Source organism: Ghiorsea bivora (assembly GCF_000744415.1).
Lineage (GTDB): Bacteria > Pseudomonadota > Zetaproteobacteria > Mariprofundales > Mariprofundaceae > Ghiorsea > Ghiorsea bivora.
In genome coordinates this window covers 167,782-181,577 of sequence record NZ_JQLW01000008.1, presented here as the reverse complement: position 1 = coordinate 181,577, position 13,796 = coordinate 167,782, and the positions used below count along the sequence as shown (strand labels likewise).

Genomic DNA, 13,796 nt, shown 5'->3' with positions numbered 1-13,796 from the left:
ATACATGCCGATACGCTTGCCCACACAGGGAGGACAAACCATGATAAAAGAATGGAATTTCGGTATGTTCAAAGGGGTTATGCTGGTGACTATACTGGCAGCTTTAGCCTTGCAACTAAGCCATATACCTTGGTTACAAGCCATGTATGTAAGCCCACTCATGATAGGCATTCTTTTAGGTATCTTGTTTGGAAATACCATACACCATCATTTACCACAGCCGTGGTTGTTGGGGATTCATATCGTTACCCGCCGTGTATTGCGGCTTGCTATCATTTTGTATGGTTTTCATGTCAGCTTGCAAGAGGTGTTAGCCATTGGCTGGGTTGGTTTTCTGGCTGCGGCAAGCATTGTAGGCTCTACACTGTTTATCGCATATATAGTGGGGATACATATCTTTCATATGGATAAACAAACCGTCATGCTTACGGGTGCAGGCAGCGCTATTTGCGGGGCTGCCGCCATTTTGGCTTTTGAGCCTATTGTGCAGGGCAAAGGGCATCAAACCGCAGCCTCCGTTGCAACGGTTATCGTATTTGGCACAAGCGCTATGTTTCTTTACCCTTTATTATACCACACCCATTTTTTTGATATGTCATCCCATGCATGGGGGATTTATATTGGAGCAACAGTGCATGAGGTTGCACAAGTGGTTGGCGCAGCAAGCGCCATTCAACCCCATGTCATCCATGATGCTGTGATTGTTAAAATGACCCGTGTTATGCTGCTTGTTCCCGCGCTACTTATCACAAGCTGGTGGTGGGCAAGGCAGCAAGCCAACCATGCGCAACATGCCAAAAAAACCTTAACTATCCCTTGGTTTGCCTTTGGTTTCCTCGGTATGGTGTTGCTCAATTCCATGCAAGTCGTGCCACCTGTATGGGTCTCACATATTCAAACAACCGATCATTTTCTACTCATTATGGCAATGACAGCCTTGGGGCTTGAAACACAAATGAAAAAACTCAAACAAGTGGGCATCAAACCTTTCATTTTGGGCTTCATCCTATTTATTTGGCTAATCATGGGTGGGTATATGATTGTTCAAGGGCTTTTGAGATTTCATGCGATATAATTTACCGCTTACCGAAAAAAGACACACCATAGAAAGTAGTTATCTTGATATTTCAAGGTGTTGGGCTACACTTGCTCAGTAACTACATGAAAGAATCGCGGCTAAGTGGTGCTTTGCTTTCGTTTTGAGGTGTTTAACATGCGTATTTCATATCTCTTTATGCCCTTGTTATCATTCATGGTTTTGACGCAACCGCTTGCTGCTCAGGCTGCCGTTGGAGAGCCTACTGACCAAGGAAACGAAGCCATGCCAAATGCGATGTCGCACATCATGGTAGCCCCCAATATTGATATTCAAAATATCCGTGACCCTTTCTTATCCTCATTTGAGAAAAACCGTATTGAAGAAGCCAAACGTTTCAAAAACCGCCGTCAGCTTCCTGAAAACAAAAGAAAACGTGAAGTTTTAGAATTTTTTGACCTAAGCACACTTAAACTCGTTGCTACATACAAAAAAGCTGGTGGCGAGTGGGTAGCAAGTGTCCAAGACTCTACAGGTAAAGCCTACACTGTTCGCCGAGGCAATTATATTGGTAAACGTGGTGGGCGCATTGAGAAAATTGATGGGCAAACTATTTATTTGGTTGAACAAACCATCAATCCCGCAGGTGAAATTGTTGATCGTCAAGTCACCCTAACCATGGCAGAGGTCAACGACAACCTCTAAAATGAACAAAAAAGCAGTTGAACACCTTTTTTCAACACTACAATCCATTGACCCCGAACCTAAAACCGAGCTTAACTACAACACCCCTTTTGAACTGTTAATCGCAGTGCTTTTATCCGCCCAAGCCACCGATGTCGGTGTAAATAAAGCCACAGCGAAACTTTATCCCATAGCCAATACACCCCAAGCCTTTTTAGAGCTCGGTGAAGAAGGCTTAAAAAAATATATTAACACCATAGGTTTATACAACAGCAAAGCTAAACATGCGATTCAAACTGCGCGTATTTTGGTGGATAAATTTCATGGTGAAGTACCCCGCACCCGTAAAGAACTTGAGTCTTTACCGGGCGTTGGTCGTAAAACTGCCAATGTTGTATTGAATGTACTCTGGGGTGAGCCCACCATGGCGGTAGACACCCATATTTTCAGAGTTTCGAACCGTACTGGCTTAGCGCCTGGCAAAAATCCATTAGAAGTTGAGAAAAAGCTACTGCAAGTTATCCCAAAAAAATATATGCAGTACGCTCACCATTGGTTAATTTTACACGGTCGCTACACCTGCACAGCGCGCAAACCAAAATGCCATGCCTGCCCCATCAACCAAGAGTGCCAATGGGCTGAAAAAACAATTGCATGAGTCAAAAACTACCCTTCATTTTTCATAATTTACAAGACTCTCAAGTCTTTGCCTTAGCCCAAGCTGCAGGACGAGCCAATTATGATGTTCAAGGTTTTATTGAAGATATAAAAAGTACGCCTTGGGTAAAAAAAAGTACCTATATCAGCCAATATGCTGAAATGCCTAACCTTGGCGCAGTCAACAAGGGTGTATATGCACTAAACATCAAAAAAGCCAATATGCACGGGGTGTTTGTGCCCTTGGTGGATGATATTGCTGAGCTTATGGCTGAATATACACCTTTGCTGCGTAAATATGGCATGCGGTTTTTAAGCGTACACCCCAGCCAAATCGAGCAAAGCAATACCTATTATCTGCAACAATGGCAAGGCAAACTTGGCATTCCACAAACGGCGTATTGCGATGGCACCCAACTGCTTGAAACTGCAAAAAACATTGGTTTTCCTGTCATCATCAAGTCTTTTCGTCATGGTTTTATCACATTTGATGATGCGAACACCATGCAAAACTGGTTCAACAACAATCCAAACTACCCTTTCCATCTTGTGCAGCGTGTGCAACAGTATATTTCTGGTGAAACCAATCGTATGGCATCCGTACAACTATTGTTTGATGAAAACAGCCGACCTGTCCGTGGCTTTACGACTCGCCGTATTCGTGTATCTCAAACCATGTATGGTCCTTTTGGTGAAACTATTGCTGCCAAAGCAGAGTGGATACCTGAATTATACCATGCTGCCATTGCGCTGCTATCTGAACTCAACTGGCAAGGGTTTGCCGAAGTGGAATGTAAACAAGATGCTTCAGGGCGATGGCAACTTTTAGAAATCAACCCTCGATTATCAGGCTGGGCATGTTTTGCTGAAGCTGATGGTGCAGGTTTCTTGCAAGCTTATCACCATCTTTGCACTGAAGACACACAGCTTGAGCCTACCTGTTTGCAACGCTCGAAAACCACATACTCACGCATGATTGCTTCCACCATGCACCAACCCGATTGGCATAACCTTTCATGGTCAACCATCAAAGCAATGTACAAACATCAAGCCAACACCTGCTTTGGCGCATGGGATAAACATGATAAAGCAGCCAACCGCGCTTGGCTTAAACTTATGTGTAAACGCTTCATCACAAAAAACTAAAAGACTTTAGCTTCCAACAATGCCCAAGCAGCAAACACATTGGGGAAATGTAAGCGATAAAAAATACAATCTTGGTCAATACGTTGGTTAAGCATAGGGAAATCTTTTGCCATGCCCGCTTGAATATGCAGATGTTGCGGCAGTTCCATTAAAGCTTCATGGCGTGGAATTGGTGCCAACACAGGTTTCTCCAACCCAGCATTGTATTGGTGCAACACCATGGTTTTCAGCTTTAGTGGCTGGCGCTGCACATGTGTAGGATGCCATAAATGGCAACGCACAATTTCACCCTCAGTATCAGGGAAATCAAAGTAGTCCGCTGCAATCAAACCTGTACGCTCTATTTTCTCTCTATCAAAAGCTGGGTGTTCTTTATGTTCCCACTGCATAGGTCTTGGAAATGGATGCACATACCCATCATCTGCCAGCAAGGTAAACTCATCAGACAAATAACTGGCTTCGGATAACAGCCCCGCCGTACAAATACTACTCTTTCCAGCGCCCGATTCACCCGCAAACATGACCGCTTGGTTTGCCACACCAAGTACTGCGGCATGTATAGATAAAATATGTTTTTCTCGATATAAATATTGCACAAGTTGGCTATAAAAATGAATTTCTAAAGCCGCACTCACTTCTCTATCATCTGAACTTGACCATAATTGCAAGCTTGGTTGATCACCAATGATGCAAGAAAAATGATATACACCTTGCTCATAGATCACCGAAAAATATAAGTTTGGCTGTTGATGTTCAACATGTTCATACAGCTTAAGAAACTTCCACATATCTTGCTGACAGGCAGTCGTATTCGCATCTACCTGTATCACAACACCAGCAATACGGCATTGCACACACCATTGTTTCATCAGTTATGTTTGAAAGAAGCCAAAACCTGACAGCTCAGTAAGTATATCATGAACATCCCTAAGCGTGTTTGTATAATCTACACCCAAAGTTTCTGATAAAAGCTTTGCCATGTCTTCAGCCGTTGTTTGACCATCACACATATCAAACACAGCTGATGCTGTAGGGTTTAGCGTAATCGTAGTGCCATCATCTTCATGGATATAAACATAAGCACCCTGCTCTTCAAGCTCTTCGCAAATAAGCTTATCAATACGTTTCGGCATATTGGGTACTGTAATTTCAAAGGCTTCATTCATCATGTGCTCCAAGGGTGTACGCCACCATCTGACAATCGCCACAGCTTAATTGATGTTGGCAGTTATTCCACCGTTCGATGTTTGGATTCTTATTACCTAAACCCTTATTTTTTACAGCAAACATCTCTTGAAATGTCTGTTGGCGAATGTTACCAAGCACGTGTTCACGATTAAAAATACATGGGCTCACATCACCATTGGCACACACCGCAAGTTTACCTCTGCGTCCTATATGTTGAGATACAAAACCGCTTTCAATTTTATCTGTTTGTACCACTTGGTGGTGTGCAGGTTTCTTGGTTGATTCAGGCATGTGTGAGTTCTGCGAGGGCATCAATGAAATATTTTTGGTGCTTAAACTCGCACCACGCCCTGTTTCATGCACAGGGTCAAAACGCACATGTGACTTATCCAAATAGAATGTTTCTTGTACAAAATCTAACATGGCTTGTTCATGACCTGCATTTTGCTGCATCACCGCCATGCCAATACGCACCTGAAATGCCATATCCTGCGCCCTATGAATAGCAGCTACAGTCTTTTTAAAGCTACCTTTGACCTGTGTAATGCCATCATGCACAGCTTCATCTGGGGAATACAAAGAAAATGCGATTTTGGGCTGATAAGGTAAAAGCTGCTCCAGTAGTTTCTCATTTAACAACAAACCATTGGTATAAATTTCCATACCCTCAAAACCTAATTCATGAGCATAAGCCACAACTTCGACCAAATTCCGATGAATCAGTGGGTCGCCACCTGTAAATTGCACAAAAGGTGTTCCTAAACAACGGGCTTGTTCAAGAATACTTTTGATTTCATGCAACGATAAAAAATCAGAACATGCGGGTGATGATGATGCATAACAATGAATACATTGCTCATTACATTGGTCGGTGATTTCCAGAAACAACAAACCCAATTCATCACCAATCACCAACTGTTGAAAATCTGCAGGCATCAAACTTGCCTTTGATAAACCTGTAAGCCAGCCATGCTGTTTCTCAATGACTTGAAGTATGTTTGAAGTTGCAGGATTAGGCGTGTTCAACTGCTGTATTAAAGCTTCTGCAAAACTACCATTTAAAACCAGTTGTTTCGCTTCATCAAAAGCATGAATCAGTGTAACAGACTTGCTTTCAACATCTGAAATACAACGTACAAATTGACCTTCAACAAGGAATATATAATGCGGGAGCACTATATGAATTAATTACACTTATTCGGACTGCCTTTAATGCAGTTGCACGTACATGCACCTGCCAAACTCGCAGGAATGCCACCACAGGTTTTACAGAACTTATCACACTTATTATTAGCCACGATGTCTGCAATTGCCGCTGGTGTACAATTACTACCACAAGATTTAATACATTGGTCTCTTGCACATTTCACAGGGTTAAATTTTTTTGAACCTGGCACACAAGGACAACATGCATTTGTACCTGAAGAGATGACAATACTAACTACACCACCAGCAGCCAACTTGCAGACTTTTGTTTGCCCAATAGCACCCATCACCGTACGTGGTGTTGCCACCATAGAGCCGAGAATCACAGGTGGTGCATAAACAACCGCTTTTAAAAGCTTTCGGCGAATATCATTGGTCACTTCTTTTTGTTCATTCATCACGTACTCCTACCCCAGCTAAAAAACATTTAGAACAACACTAAAGTCTTAATAAGCCATTGTCCAATACCTACATCACAATTTAGTATACCAATACTATCGGCTAGCTTTTATCGAACTTCAGTTCTAAGATATGCTCATGGCTAGTTTATCATTCAAATATTATAGAAAAAATGTATGCCTTGCATTGCAACAGCATATTCCAGAAACTATTTTAAAAAACACCGATTTTTGGACTTATGCACAAGGTGAAGCCATTTTCCCGCTGCTTTGGTCTCAATTAGAACAAAACCAAAAGGATATCGTACAGCCCTTACTCATCAATCCCATGAATGAACGTGTTTTCATGGCAGACTTTCTGCGCATGAAAAATGCAACCGCACGTATATTGCGTGCATTCAATGAAAACAATATTCCTATCATTTGCATGCGTGGTCTTGCCGTTAGCGAAACCTTATACCCTCAGCCATACCTGCGACCACATACGGATATTGATATTCTATTTGATCAAAAACACTTACTCATGGCAAAACAAATTGTTGGCAACCAGCTGCATTATCGCCCATTACCTGCCTACCCCATGCTGTTTAAACAAGGTGATATCCCTCTTGATCTACACATCGAAGCCATTGGCTCTGAACGCATCAAAGCTTGGCAACACATCACTCCGCTTCAAGCCAAAGACTTTTTTAAATATGCAGAAGAAGGGAAACTAGCAGGTGAGAAAGCGTTGCTGGTACGCCCTCGTGTGATGTTACCTTACCTTTGTTTCCATGCACTCAAACACTCATTCGAACGTTTGATTTGGATTTATGATATCGCATTGCTTGCCAAACAAGTGGAGCAGAATCAACAATGGAGCGAAGTTTTAGAAGGTATTGCAGAATATAAGTTAGAGCGACCTTGTTATTATGCTTTATCTTATGCCAAAGAACATTTACAAGCACCTGTGCCCGACTATGTTTTACAGCAAATAAAACCTGGTATGGGTTTTATCGAAACAAAATTATTCAAACGTTTCATGAATCACGAACTTATTCCATATCTAGCCGAACGGTTATTTTCTCGCATGTTACCTAGCTTTTCACACCGCATCGAATTTTGGCGTGAAACCATCTACCCACGCGAAGAAGTACGCGCACAAGTGGCTGGTGGTGGCTGTGTGAAATGCAACTTTATTCGTACACGCATCAAACAAATATCCAAAGCCCTATGGTCTTTCACCAAAGAGGTATTCTTGGTCGTACGAGCATAAAATTTAATATTGCTTTTTCACTGTAATCACATAAAGATATGCAACAGCGTTTTTTCGCGGGCATATCTATTAGCCAAGGAGACAAAATGAACAAAGCATTTCACATCATGGCAACAATGACCATCATGCTTTCGCTTTTTCCAATCGTCACCCAAAGTGCGGCTGAAGAGGGCCCTGATACGCAAGCTATAGCAGAGTCTAAACCCTTCACAGCTTCTGCAGCGCGAGGCAAGATAACCTTTGATACAGTTTGTACGCATTGTCACAATACAACGTATGAAGAAAGCAGAATTGGTGCGCCGGGTTTACGGGGAGTACTTGAACGCCATGATGTAAACTGGTTAAACCACTGGATAAAAAGCCCTGAAACATTTGCAAAAACAGATGAAACAGCACAGGCTCTAATTGAATCCAATAAATTTGGTTTGGCAATGCCTACCTTGCCCACCATGCAAGATGACCATAACCGCGCAGATATCATTGAATATCTCAAAACACTTCAATAAACATTTCGTATTTTCCAGACATAAAAAAGACGCCTATGAAGGCGCCTTTTTTATTAAAACATTTATATAGTCAGACTTAAAATTGACCTGCTATCAAATCTGTTTTTGCTACTAATATCAAACCTACAGGTGTATCTTGCACAGCAAATTTTGGTGAAGGCATGCCCAAGTTTATTTGGCCATCTTCTACCTGAGCAAAAGCTCGTGAAGAGCGGTATACACCATAAGCAGCCCCTGCAATAATGCCAACACCAACACCTTGTGTTAAATAATTCCAATTGCTTGTCGGGCTAGTGGATAAAAGCATTAAACCCAAACCAACCATTCCACCAACACCTGCACCATAAAGTGCATCATCCATCACATTGGCAACTTCATAATCACCTGCCGATGCTTTGACAGGTACAAATGCTAGTGCAGCAGCCACCAACAATACTTTTAATGTTTTCATATATGACTCCAACTTTTTTATTCAATGGCGTGCAGCATAGCTTCACACGCTTTTTTTGCATCATCAAAAATCATCATGGTTTTATCCATGTAAAATAAATCATTATCCAAACCTGCATAACCGACTGATAATGAACGTTTTACAACCAAAACATGTTCTGCTTTGGTTACTTCTAAAATCGGCATGCCATAAATAGGGCTAGATGTGTCTGTTTTTGCCGCTGGATTAACCACATCATTAGCACCAATCACTAAGGCAACATCTGTATCCGAAAACTCAGGGTTAATTTCATCCATTTCTTCTACGATATCATAAGGCACATCCGCTTCTGCCAACAATACATTCATATGACCAGGCATACGACCAGCCACAGGATGAATCGCAAAACGTACTTTTACGCCCTGTGCCTGTAATACTTCCACAAGTTCTTTAAGTGCATGTTGTGCTCTAGCGACAGCCAGCCCGTAACCAGGGATAATCACAATACTGCGCGCGTTTTTAAGTAGGAAAGCGGCATCTTCTGCCGAACCAGATTTCACAGGTCGCTCACCCACAACGGCCCCTCCAGCTGATGCAGCACTGGTATCCGAGCCAAAGCCACCCAATAACACATTAAATAATGAACGATTCATCGCTTTACACATAATATAAGAAAGAATCGCACCTGATGAACCCACCAAAGCACCAGCCACAATCAACATATTATTACCAAGCGTAAAACCAATACCTGCCGCTGCCCAACCTGAATACGAGTTCAACATAGACACAATCACAGGCATATCTGCACCGCCAATTGGGATAATTAGTAACACACCCAAAACCAAAGCAATACCCAACATCAATAAAAATGCTGTAGCTGATTCATTCATGCAAAAAACAATGCCTGCACCAATCATGATAATGCCTAAAATCAAGTTCAATAAATGTTGCCCTGAAAAAGTGACGGGGTTGCCTGACACAAAACCTTTGAGTTTACCAAAAGCAACCAATGATGCAGTGAAAGTAATCGCTCCAATAAATGTACCTAAAAATAACTCTATGCGGCTAGCTGTATGCATCGCCCCCATACTATCGGCAATGCCATAAGCCACAGGATTTAAAAACGCAGATACGGCAATCAATACCGCCGCAAGACCAACCAGCGCATGCATGAAAGCAACCGTTTCAGGCATACCTGTCATAGGCACTTTTCTAGCAGCCGTGCCACCAATGATAGCGCCAATGCCAATTGCTACAGCAATCCAAGTATAATTTTCAATACCATCCAACTGCAATGTCACAAACACCGCAATACCCATACCCAGCATACCAAACATATTACCACGGCGTGCTGATTCAGGAGAAGATAGACCTTTGAGTGCTAAAATCACTAAGATTGAAGCAACCAAGTAAGCCAGTTCAGTCATATTTGCTGATAACATATTATCCCCTTAACCTCGCTTCTTAAACATAGCGAGCATACGTTGCGTCACCATAAAACCACCAAAAATATTCACCGATGCCAAACCCACAGCAATCAAACCAAGCACGGTCGCCAAGTTCATTTCAACAGGTCCTGAAGCAATAATTGCACCCACAATCACAATGCTGGATAATGAATTGGTCACACTCATTAACGGCGTATGCAAAGCAGGTGTTACATTCCACACCACATGATAACCCACAAAAATCGCCAAAATAAATACCGTGAACGACATCACAATTGGGTCAGCCGTTGCACTTCCCGCTGCCGTGGCATCATTCATCATCGCAGCATGTGCTGCTAAATCACAATTTCCAGAACTACACATCTATGCATCCCCTTTTAATAAATCAGGTTTAAGAAATTCACCATCCATACACAATAATGCGCCTTGGATAATATCATCTTCACGGTCGATATTTAAAACACCACTTTCTTTATCCAACATCAAGCCCATAAAATTCAACATATTCTTAGCGTATAATGTACTGGCATCAGTGGCCAAAGTTGCAGCAATATTACTCACACCCACAAAAGTAATGCCATCTTTAGTATAAACTTCATCTTTTTTAGATAATGGGCAGTTGCCACCTGCTTCCACTGCCATATCTACAATCACCGCTCCTTGTTTCATCTTGGTTACGGTTTCTTCAGTGACCAACACAGGAGCTGGCCGCCCTGGAATCAAAGCTGTAGTGATAATGATATCTGCCTTTGCCGCATGTTCAGCAATGAGTTTAGCTTGTTTTTGTTTGTATTCATCCGACATTTCTTTGGCATATCCGCCTTCATCCTCGGCATCTTCATCTTGCGGTACTTCCACAAACTTTGCACCCAAGCTTTCCACTTGTTCTTTGGCTGCCGACCGAACATCAAACGCTTCTACCATGGCGCCCAAACGACGTGCTGTGGCAATGGCTTGTAAACCTGCAACACCTGCACCCATGATAAGCACTTTAGCCGATTGCACAGTACCGGCTGCTGTCATCAACATTGGCATAAACTTTTGATAATGTTCCAAGGCTAAGAGTACGGCTTTATAACCTGCAATATTGGCCTGTGATGAGAGCACATCCATGCTCTGTGCACGCGAAGTACGCGGAATCATTTCCATGCAAAAGGATATTAAACCTTGTTGGTTATAATCCGCAAGCAATGGGTTGGTGAATGGCGCATGTAAAGATGCAACAACAACGCCTTTAGCCACTGCTTTTGTTTCATCTTTATTTAAGGGTTGAACTTTTAATACAATATTCGCACCTGATACCGTTGCCGCAAAGTCATCCGCCAAACTTGCGCCAGCTTCTTCATAGGCAGCATCATTAAAATATGCAGCCGTACCCGCGCCACGTTGCACGACCACATCACAACCCAAATTGATGTATTTTTTAACCGTTTCTGGTGTTGCTGCAACACGGGTTTCATTTGCAGCCGTTTCAGCAGGAATTGCTATGCGAGCCATTGTTTGTATCTCCCTTCAAAATCCAAGCTGCGAAACTTTAGAGCATGTGCCTGATTTTACAAATATTAATAGCAAAACACTCCACAATATACCCATAAAAAAAATATAAAGTGACATCCTTTAAAATCATCCAATAATTTGACCATGTTTATTTCTAGCGGTGACACCTTGTTAACAGCCTTATTTACCATTGGTTTCTTCCAGTACTTGTGGCTGTCTGTTGTTTTTGTACGCAAAGGTTTTGCCCCATCTACCATACGTTTAGCCATGCTCCCCTTATTATCTGTTTGGGTGCTTATCTGGCCTGCATATGACAACACTTACATGCCACTCTACACCTTAACCCTATTTTTTATGCCCATCATCTTTGCAAAAGCAAGCGCCCGACCTTTTGCTCGCCACCTCAAACTTTGCTGGCATACCTTACCACCGAAAACCCAACAGCCGTATCCTTGGCTTATGCTTATCATCACCCTTGGTATTTGTGCCCAACTTTTTGCCTTGGCTCCCGAACTTGGTTTTGGGCTGACTTTAAGCTTTACACTTGCTTGGCACATCGCAAATTTTATCGATAGTTTGGGCAAAGGTTCACAGCTTGGATTGGCAAAACACCCGAAACAAACACTGACCGCCCACCTTGTTTTTGTTTTGACCACAAGTTTGATTTGCGCATGGGCATTGCAACTATATCATGGCATCCCTTGGCATCAGTTTTTTATTGCCACATTTATCGTTAGTTTATTGGGTTCTATTATTCGTGCCTTGGTTGCCACAGGCTGGAATATGCCACTTACTTTCTTGGGCATGGGTTTTGCATTGTGGCTACTCTAACTCACCCCAAAGCCGCCACATATGCAAAAAAACAGAGGACAATAAACATGGATACCCTATTATTACAAAGTTTTATTGATAGTGCACTCGCCGAAGACATGGCGTTCACAGATTTAACCGCCCAAGCCACAATCAGCCAAACACAACAGGGTAAGGCTACGATTATCGCCAAAGCTGATGGTGTATTATCAGGTTGTGCTATTGCGCAACAAGTATTTAACACCATGGACACATCTATTCACCAAGCTTGGCACAAAACAGACCAAGACCAAGTTCAAGCTGGTGATATCATTTGTCAGCTTGAAGGCAATATGCGTATGCTTTTATCTGCCGAGCGCACAGCCCTTAATTTTATGCAACATTTATCAGGCATTGCCACTGCCACCGCATTATTTATAGATGTTTTAAAAGGCACCAACTGTGATATTGTCGATACCCGAAAAACAACACCAGGTCTTCGTTTGCTTGAGAAAAAAGCAGTGGTTGATGGTGGTGGTCGCAATCACCGCATGGACTTGGCTTCAGGTATGCTGATTAAAGAAAATCACATTGAAGCAGCAGGCTCTATCACCGATGCTGTTGCCGCCTGCCAAAAGCTTTCACCCAATACATGGATTGAGGTCGAATGCGAAACCTTGGATGAAGTGGTAGAGGCAGTGCATGTGTGCCCTGATATTATTCTTTTGGATAATATGGATATTGCTACAGTGGAAGAAGCACGAAAACTTGTACCATCATCCATTCTCTTGGAAGCATCAGGCAATATCACCTTAACCAATGCAAGAAACTATGCACAAACAGGTATCAACCGCATTGCTGTCGGTGCTATCACCCATTCTGCACCTTCATTGGATTTATCTATGCGTGTTTCACGCCTTGAATCATAAATTGACAATCTTTGGGTTTAACTCTATTTTTTCACTTATTAAAGGAGTGACTTTATGCATATTTCATTAACGCCCAAACTTGAATCCAAAATAAAATCAAAAATCAACTCAGGTTTATACAATAATGCTAGCGAAGTCATTCGTGAAGCACTCCGTTTCATGGAAGAAAACGAAGAAATTATACAACAAATAAAATTAAATCACCTTCGCCAAGCCGTTGCCACTGGCGCACAGCAAGTAGAAAGAGGGCAATTTAGCAATCGTCAAGTCGATGATATTATTGCAGACTTAAACAACACATAATCATGCCCCAAACCTACCAGTTATCACCCGCTGCCGACCAAGATTTGGTTGATATCTGGACATACAGCGCACAACACTGGGGCAAAACACAAGCCAACCAATACCTTAAAGACTTAGAGTCATGCTTTTTATCTTTAGTACAAACACCAACCCTAGGCAGACAGCGCCCCGAAATACGCCAAGGTTATGCTTCCATCAACCAACACAAACATGTGATATTTTATCGCATTCACCATCAAACTATTGAAATTATTCGTATAATGCATCAACGCATAGACATTATGCACCACATTTCTGATCACCTAGAGGATTCTTAGTCATGGC

General features: G+C 42.3%; 18 protein-coding genes. 10 read left to right on the top strand and 8 right to left on the bottom strand.

Annotation, left to right across the window (positions count from 1 at the left end):
- Positions 1-40: 40 nt before the first annotated feature.
- From DM09_RS06815 to DM09_RS06800, 4 genes are all read left to right on the top strand, one after another.
- The gene (locus DM09_RS06815; protein ID WP_038248991.1) at positions 41-1,075 is read left to right on the top strand and encodes a YeiH family protein; all 1,035 of its coding nucleotides are present in this window, start codon (positions 41-43) and stop codon (positions 1,073-1,075) included.
- A gap of 138 nt (positions 1,076-1,213) precedes the next feature.
- Positions 1,214-1,741 carry a pilus assembly protein PilP gene (locus tag DM09_RS06810; protein ID WP_051938263.1) on the top strand — a complete coding sequence of 176 codons (528 nt, stop codon included), beginning with the start codon at positions 1,214-1,216 and terminating at the stop codon, positions 1,739-1,741.
- 1 nt (position 1,742) lies between these two features.
- The gene (gene nth, locus DM09_RS06805) at positions 1,743-2,378 is read left to right on the top strand and encodes an endonuclease III (protein ID WP_038248989.1); all 636 of its coding nucleotides are present in this window, start codon (positions 1,743-1,745) and stop codon (positions 2,376-2,378) included.
- Positions 2,375-3,523, top strand: a complete 1,149-nt coding sequence (locus DM09_RS06800; RefSeq protein WP_038248986.1) for a hypothetical protein — start codon at positions 2,375-2,377, stop codon at positions 3,521-3,523. The genes nth and DM09_RS06800 overlap by 4 nt, the downstream gene beginning before the upstream one ends.
- Here the strand turns inward: DM09_RS06800 and DM09_RS06795 are convergent.
- The 4 genes from DM09_RS06795 to DM09_RS06780 are packed head-to-tail and all read right to left on the bottom strand — an operon-like array spanning position 3,520 to position 6,315.
- Positions 3,520-4,392: a hypothetical protein gene (locus tag DM09_RS06795; protein WP_038248985.1), complete on the bottom strand. Its 873-nt coding sequence runs from the start codon at positions 4,390-4,392 to the stop codon at positions 3,520-3,522. The genes DM09_RS06800 and DM09_RS06795 overlap by 4 nt on opposite strands.
- Before the next feature lie 3 nt (positions 4,393-4,395).
- Positions 4,396-4,689 carry a PqqD family protein gene (locus tag DM09_RS06790; RefSeq protein WP_038248984.1) on the bottom strand — a complete coding sequence of 98 codons (294 nt, stop codon included), beginning with the start codon at positions 4,687-4,689 and terminating at the stop codon, positions 4,396-4,398.
- Positions 4,682-5,887, bottom strand: coding sequence for a radical SAM protein (locus DM09_RS06785; RefSeq protein WP_038248981.1), 1,206 nt, complete (start codon positions 5,885-5,887; stop codon positions 4,682-4,684). Before DM09_RS06785 ends, DM09_RS06790 begins: the two co-directional genes overlap by 8 nt.
- Positions 5,888-5,895: 8 nt before the next feature.
- Positions 5,896-6,315: a hypothetical protein gene (locus DM09_RS06780; RefSeq protein ID WP_038248979.1), complete on the bottom strand. Its 420-nt coding sequence runs from the start codon at positions 6,313-6,315 to the stop codon at positions 5,896-5,898.
- 139 nt (positions 6,316-6,454) lie between these two features.
- On the opposite strand from DM09_RS06780, the gene DM09_RS06775 reads away from it, so the two are divergent.
- Both DM09_RS06775 and DM09_RS06770 read left to right on the top strand, forming a co-directional pair.
- Positions 6,455-7,570: a nucleotidyltransferase family protein gene (locus tag DM09_RS06775; protein WP_038248977.1), complete on the top strand. Its 1,116-nt coding sequence runs from the start codon at positions 6,455-6,457 to the stop codon at positions 7,568-7,570.
- Positions 7,571-7,656: 86 nt separating this feature from the next.
- Positions 7,657-8,076: a c-type cytochrome gene (locus DM09_RS06770; RefSeq protein ID WP_038248975.1), complete on the top strand. Its 420-nt coding sequence runs from the start codon at positions 7,657-7,659 to the stop codon at positions 8,074-8,076.
- A gap of 76 nt (positions 8,077-8,152) precedes the next feature.
- On the opposite strand, the gene DM09_RS06765 is transcribed toward DM09_RS06770, so the two are convergent.
- The 4 genes from DM09_RS06765 to DM09_RS06750 are packed head-to-tail and all read right to left on the bottom strand — an operon-like array spanning position 8,153 to position 11,451.
- The gene (locus DM09_RS06765) at positions 8,153-8,527 is read right to left on the bottom strand and encodes a hypothetical protein (RefSeq protein ID WP_038248973.1); all 375 of its coding nucleotides are present in this window, start codon (positions 8,525-8,527) and stop codon (positions 8,153-8,155) included.
- Positions 8,528-8,544: 17 nt separating this feature from the next.
- A complete protein-coding gene (locus DM09_RS06760; protein WP_038248971.1) occupies positions 8,545-9,948 on the bottom strand; it encodes an NAD(P)(+) transhydrogenase (Re/Si-specific) subunit beta in 1,404 nt (467 codons plus the stop codon).
- Between the two features lie 9 nt (positions 9,949-9,957).
- Positions 9,958-10,275: an NAD(P) transhydrogenase subunit alpha gene (locus DM09_RS06755; RefSeq protein WP_038249209.1), complete on the bottom strand. Its 318-nt coding sequence runs from the start codon at positions 10,273-10,275 to the stop codon at positions 9,958-9,960.
- A gap of 42 nt (positions 10,276-10,317) precedes the next feature.
- Positions 10,318-11,451: a Re/Si-specific NAD(P)(+) transhydrogenase subunit alpha gene (locus DM09_RS06750; protein ID WP_038248968.1), complete on the bottom strand. Its 1,134-nt coding sequence runs from the start codon at positions 11,449-11,451 to the stop codon at positions 10,318-10,320.
- Positions 11,452-11,619: 168 nt separating this feature from the next.
- Between DM09_RS06750 and DM09_RS06745 the strand changes: the two genes are divergently transcribed.
- Genes DM09_RS06745 through DM09_RS06730 form a run of 4 tightly spaced genes read left to right on the top strand, consistent with a single transcriptional unit; the run spans position 11,620 to position 13,789 of the window.
- Complete coding sequence (locus tag DM09_RS06745; protein ID WP_232507778.1) at positions 11,620-12,282, top strand: hypothetical protein; 663 nt, start codon at positions 11,620-11,622, stop codon at positions 12,280-12,282.
- Positions 12,283-12,329: 47 nt separating this feature from the next.
- Entirely contained in the window at positions 12,330-13,169 is an 840-nt protein-coding gene (gene nadC, locus DM09_RS06740; RefSeq protein ID WP_038248962.1) for a carboxylating nicotinate-nucleotide diphosphorylase, read from the top strand.
- A 54-nt stretch (positions 13,170-13,223) separates the two neighbouring features.
- Entirely contained in the window at positions 13,224-13,472 is a 249-nt protein-coding gene (locus DM09_RS06735) for a type II toxin-antitoxin system ParD family antitoxin (RefSeq protein ID WP_038248959.1), read from the top strand.
- Between the two features lie 2 nt (positions 13,473-13,474).
- Positions 13,475-13,789, top strand: coding sequence for a type II toxin-antitoxin system RelE/ParE family toxin (locus DM09_RS06730; RefSeq protein WP_038248956.1), 315 nt, complete (start codon positions 13,475-13,477; stop codon positions 13,787-13,789).
- Positions 13,790-13,796 lie beyond the last annotated feature (7 nt).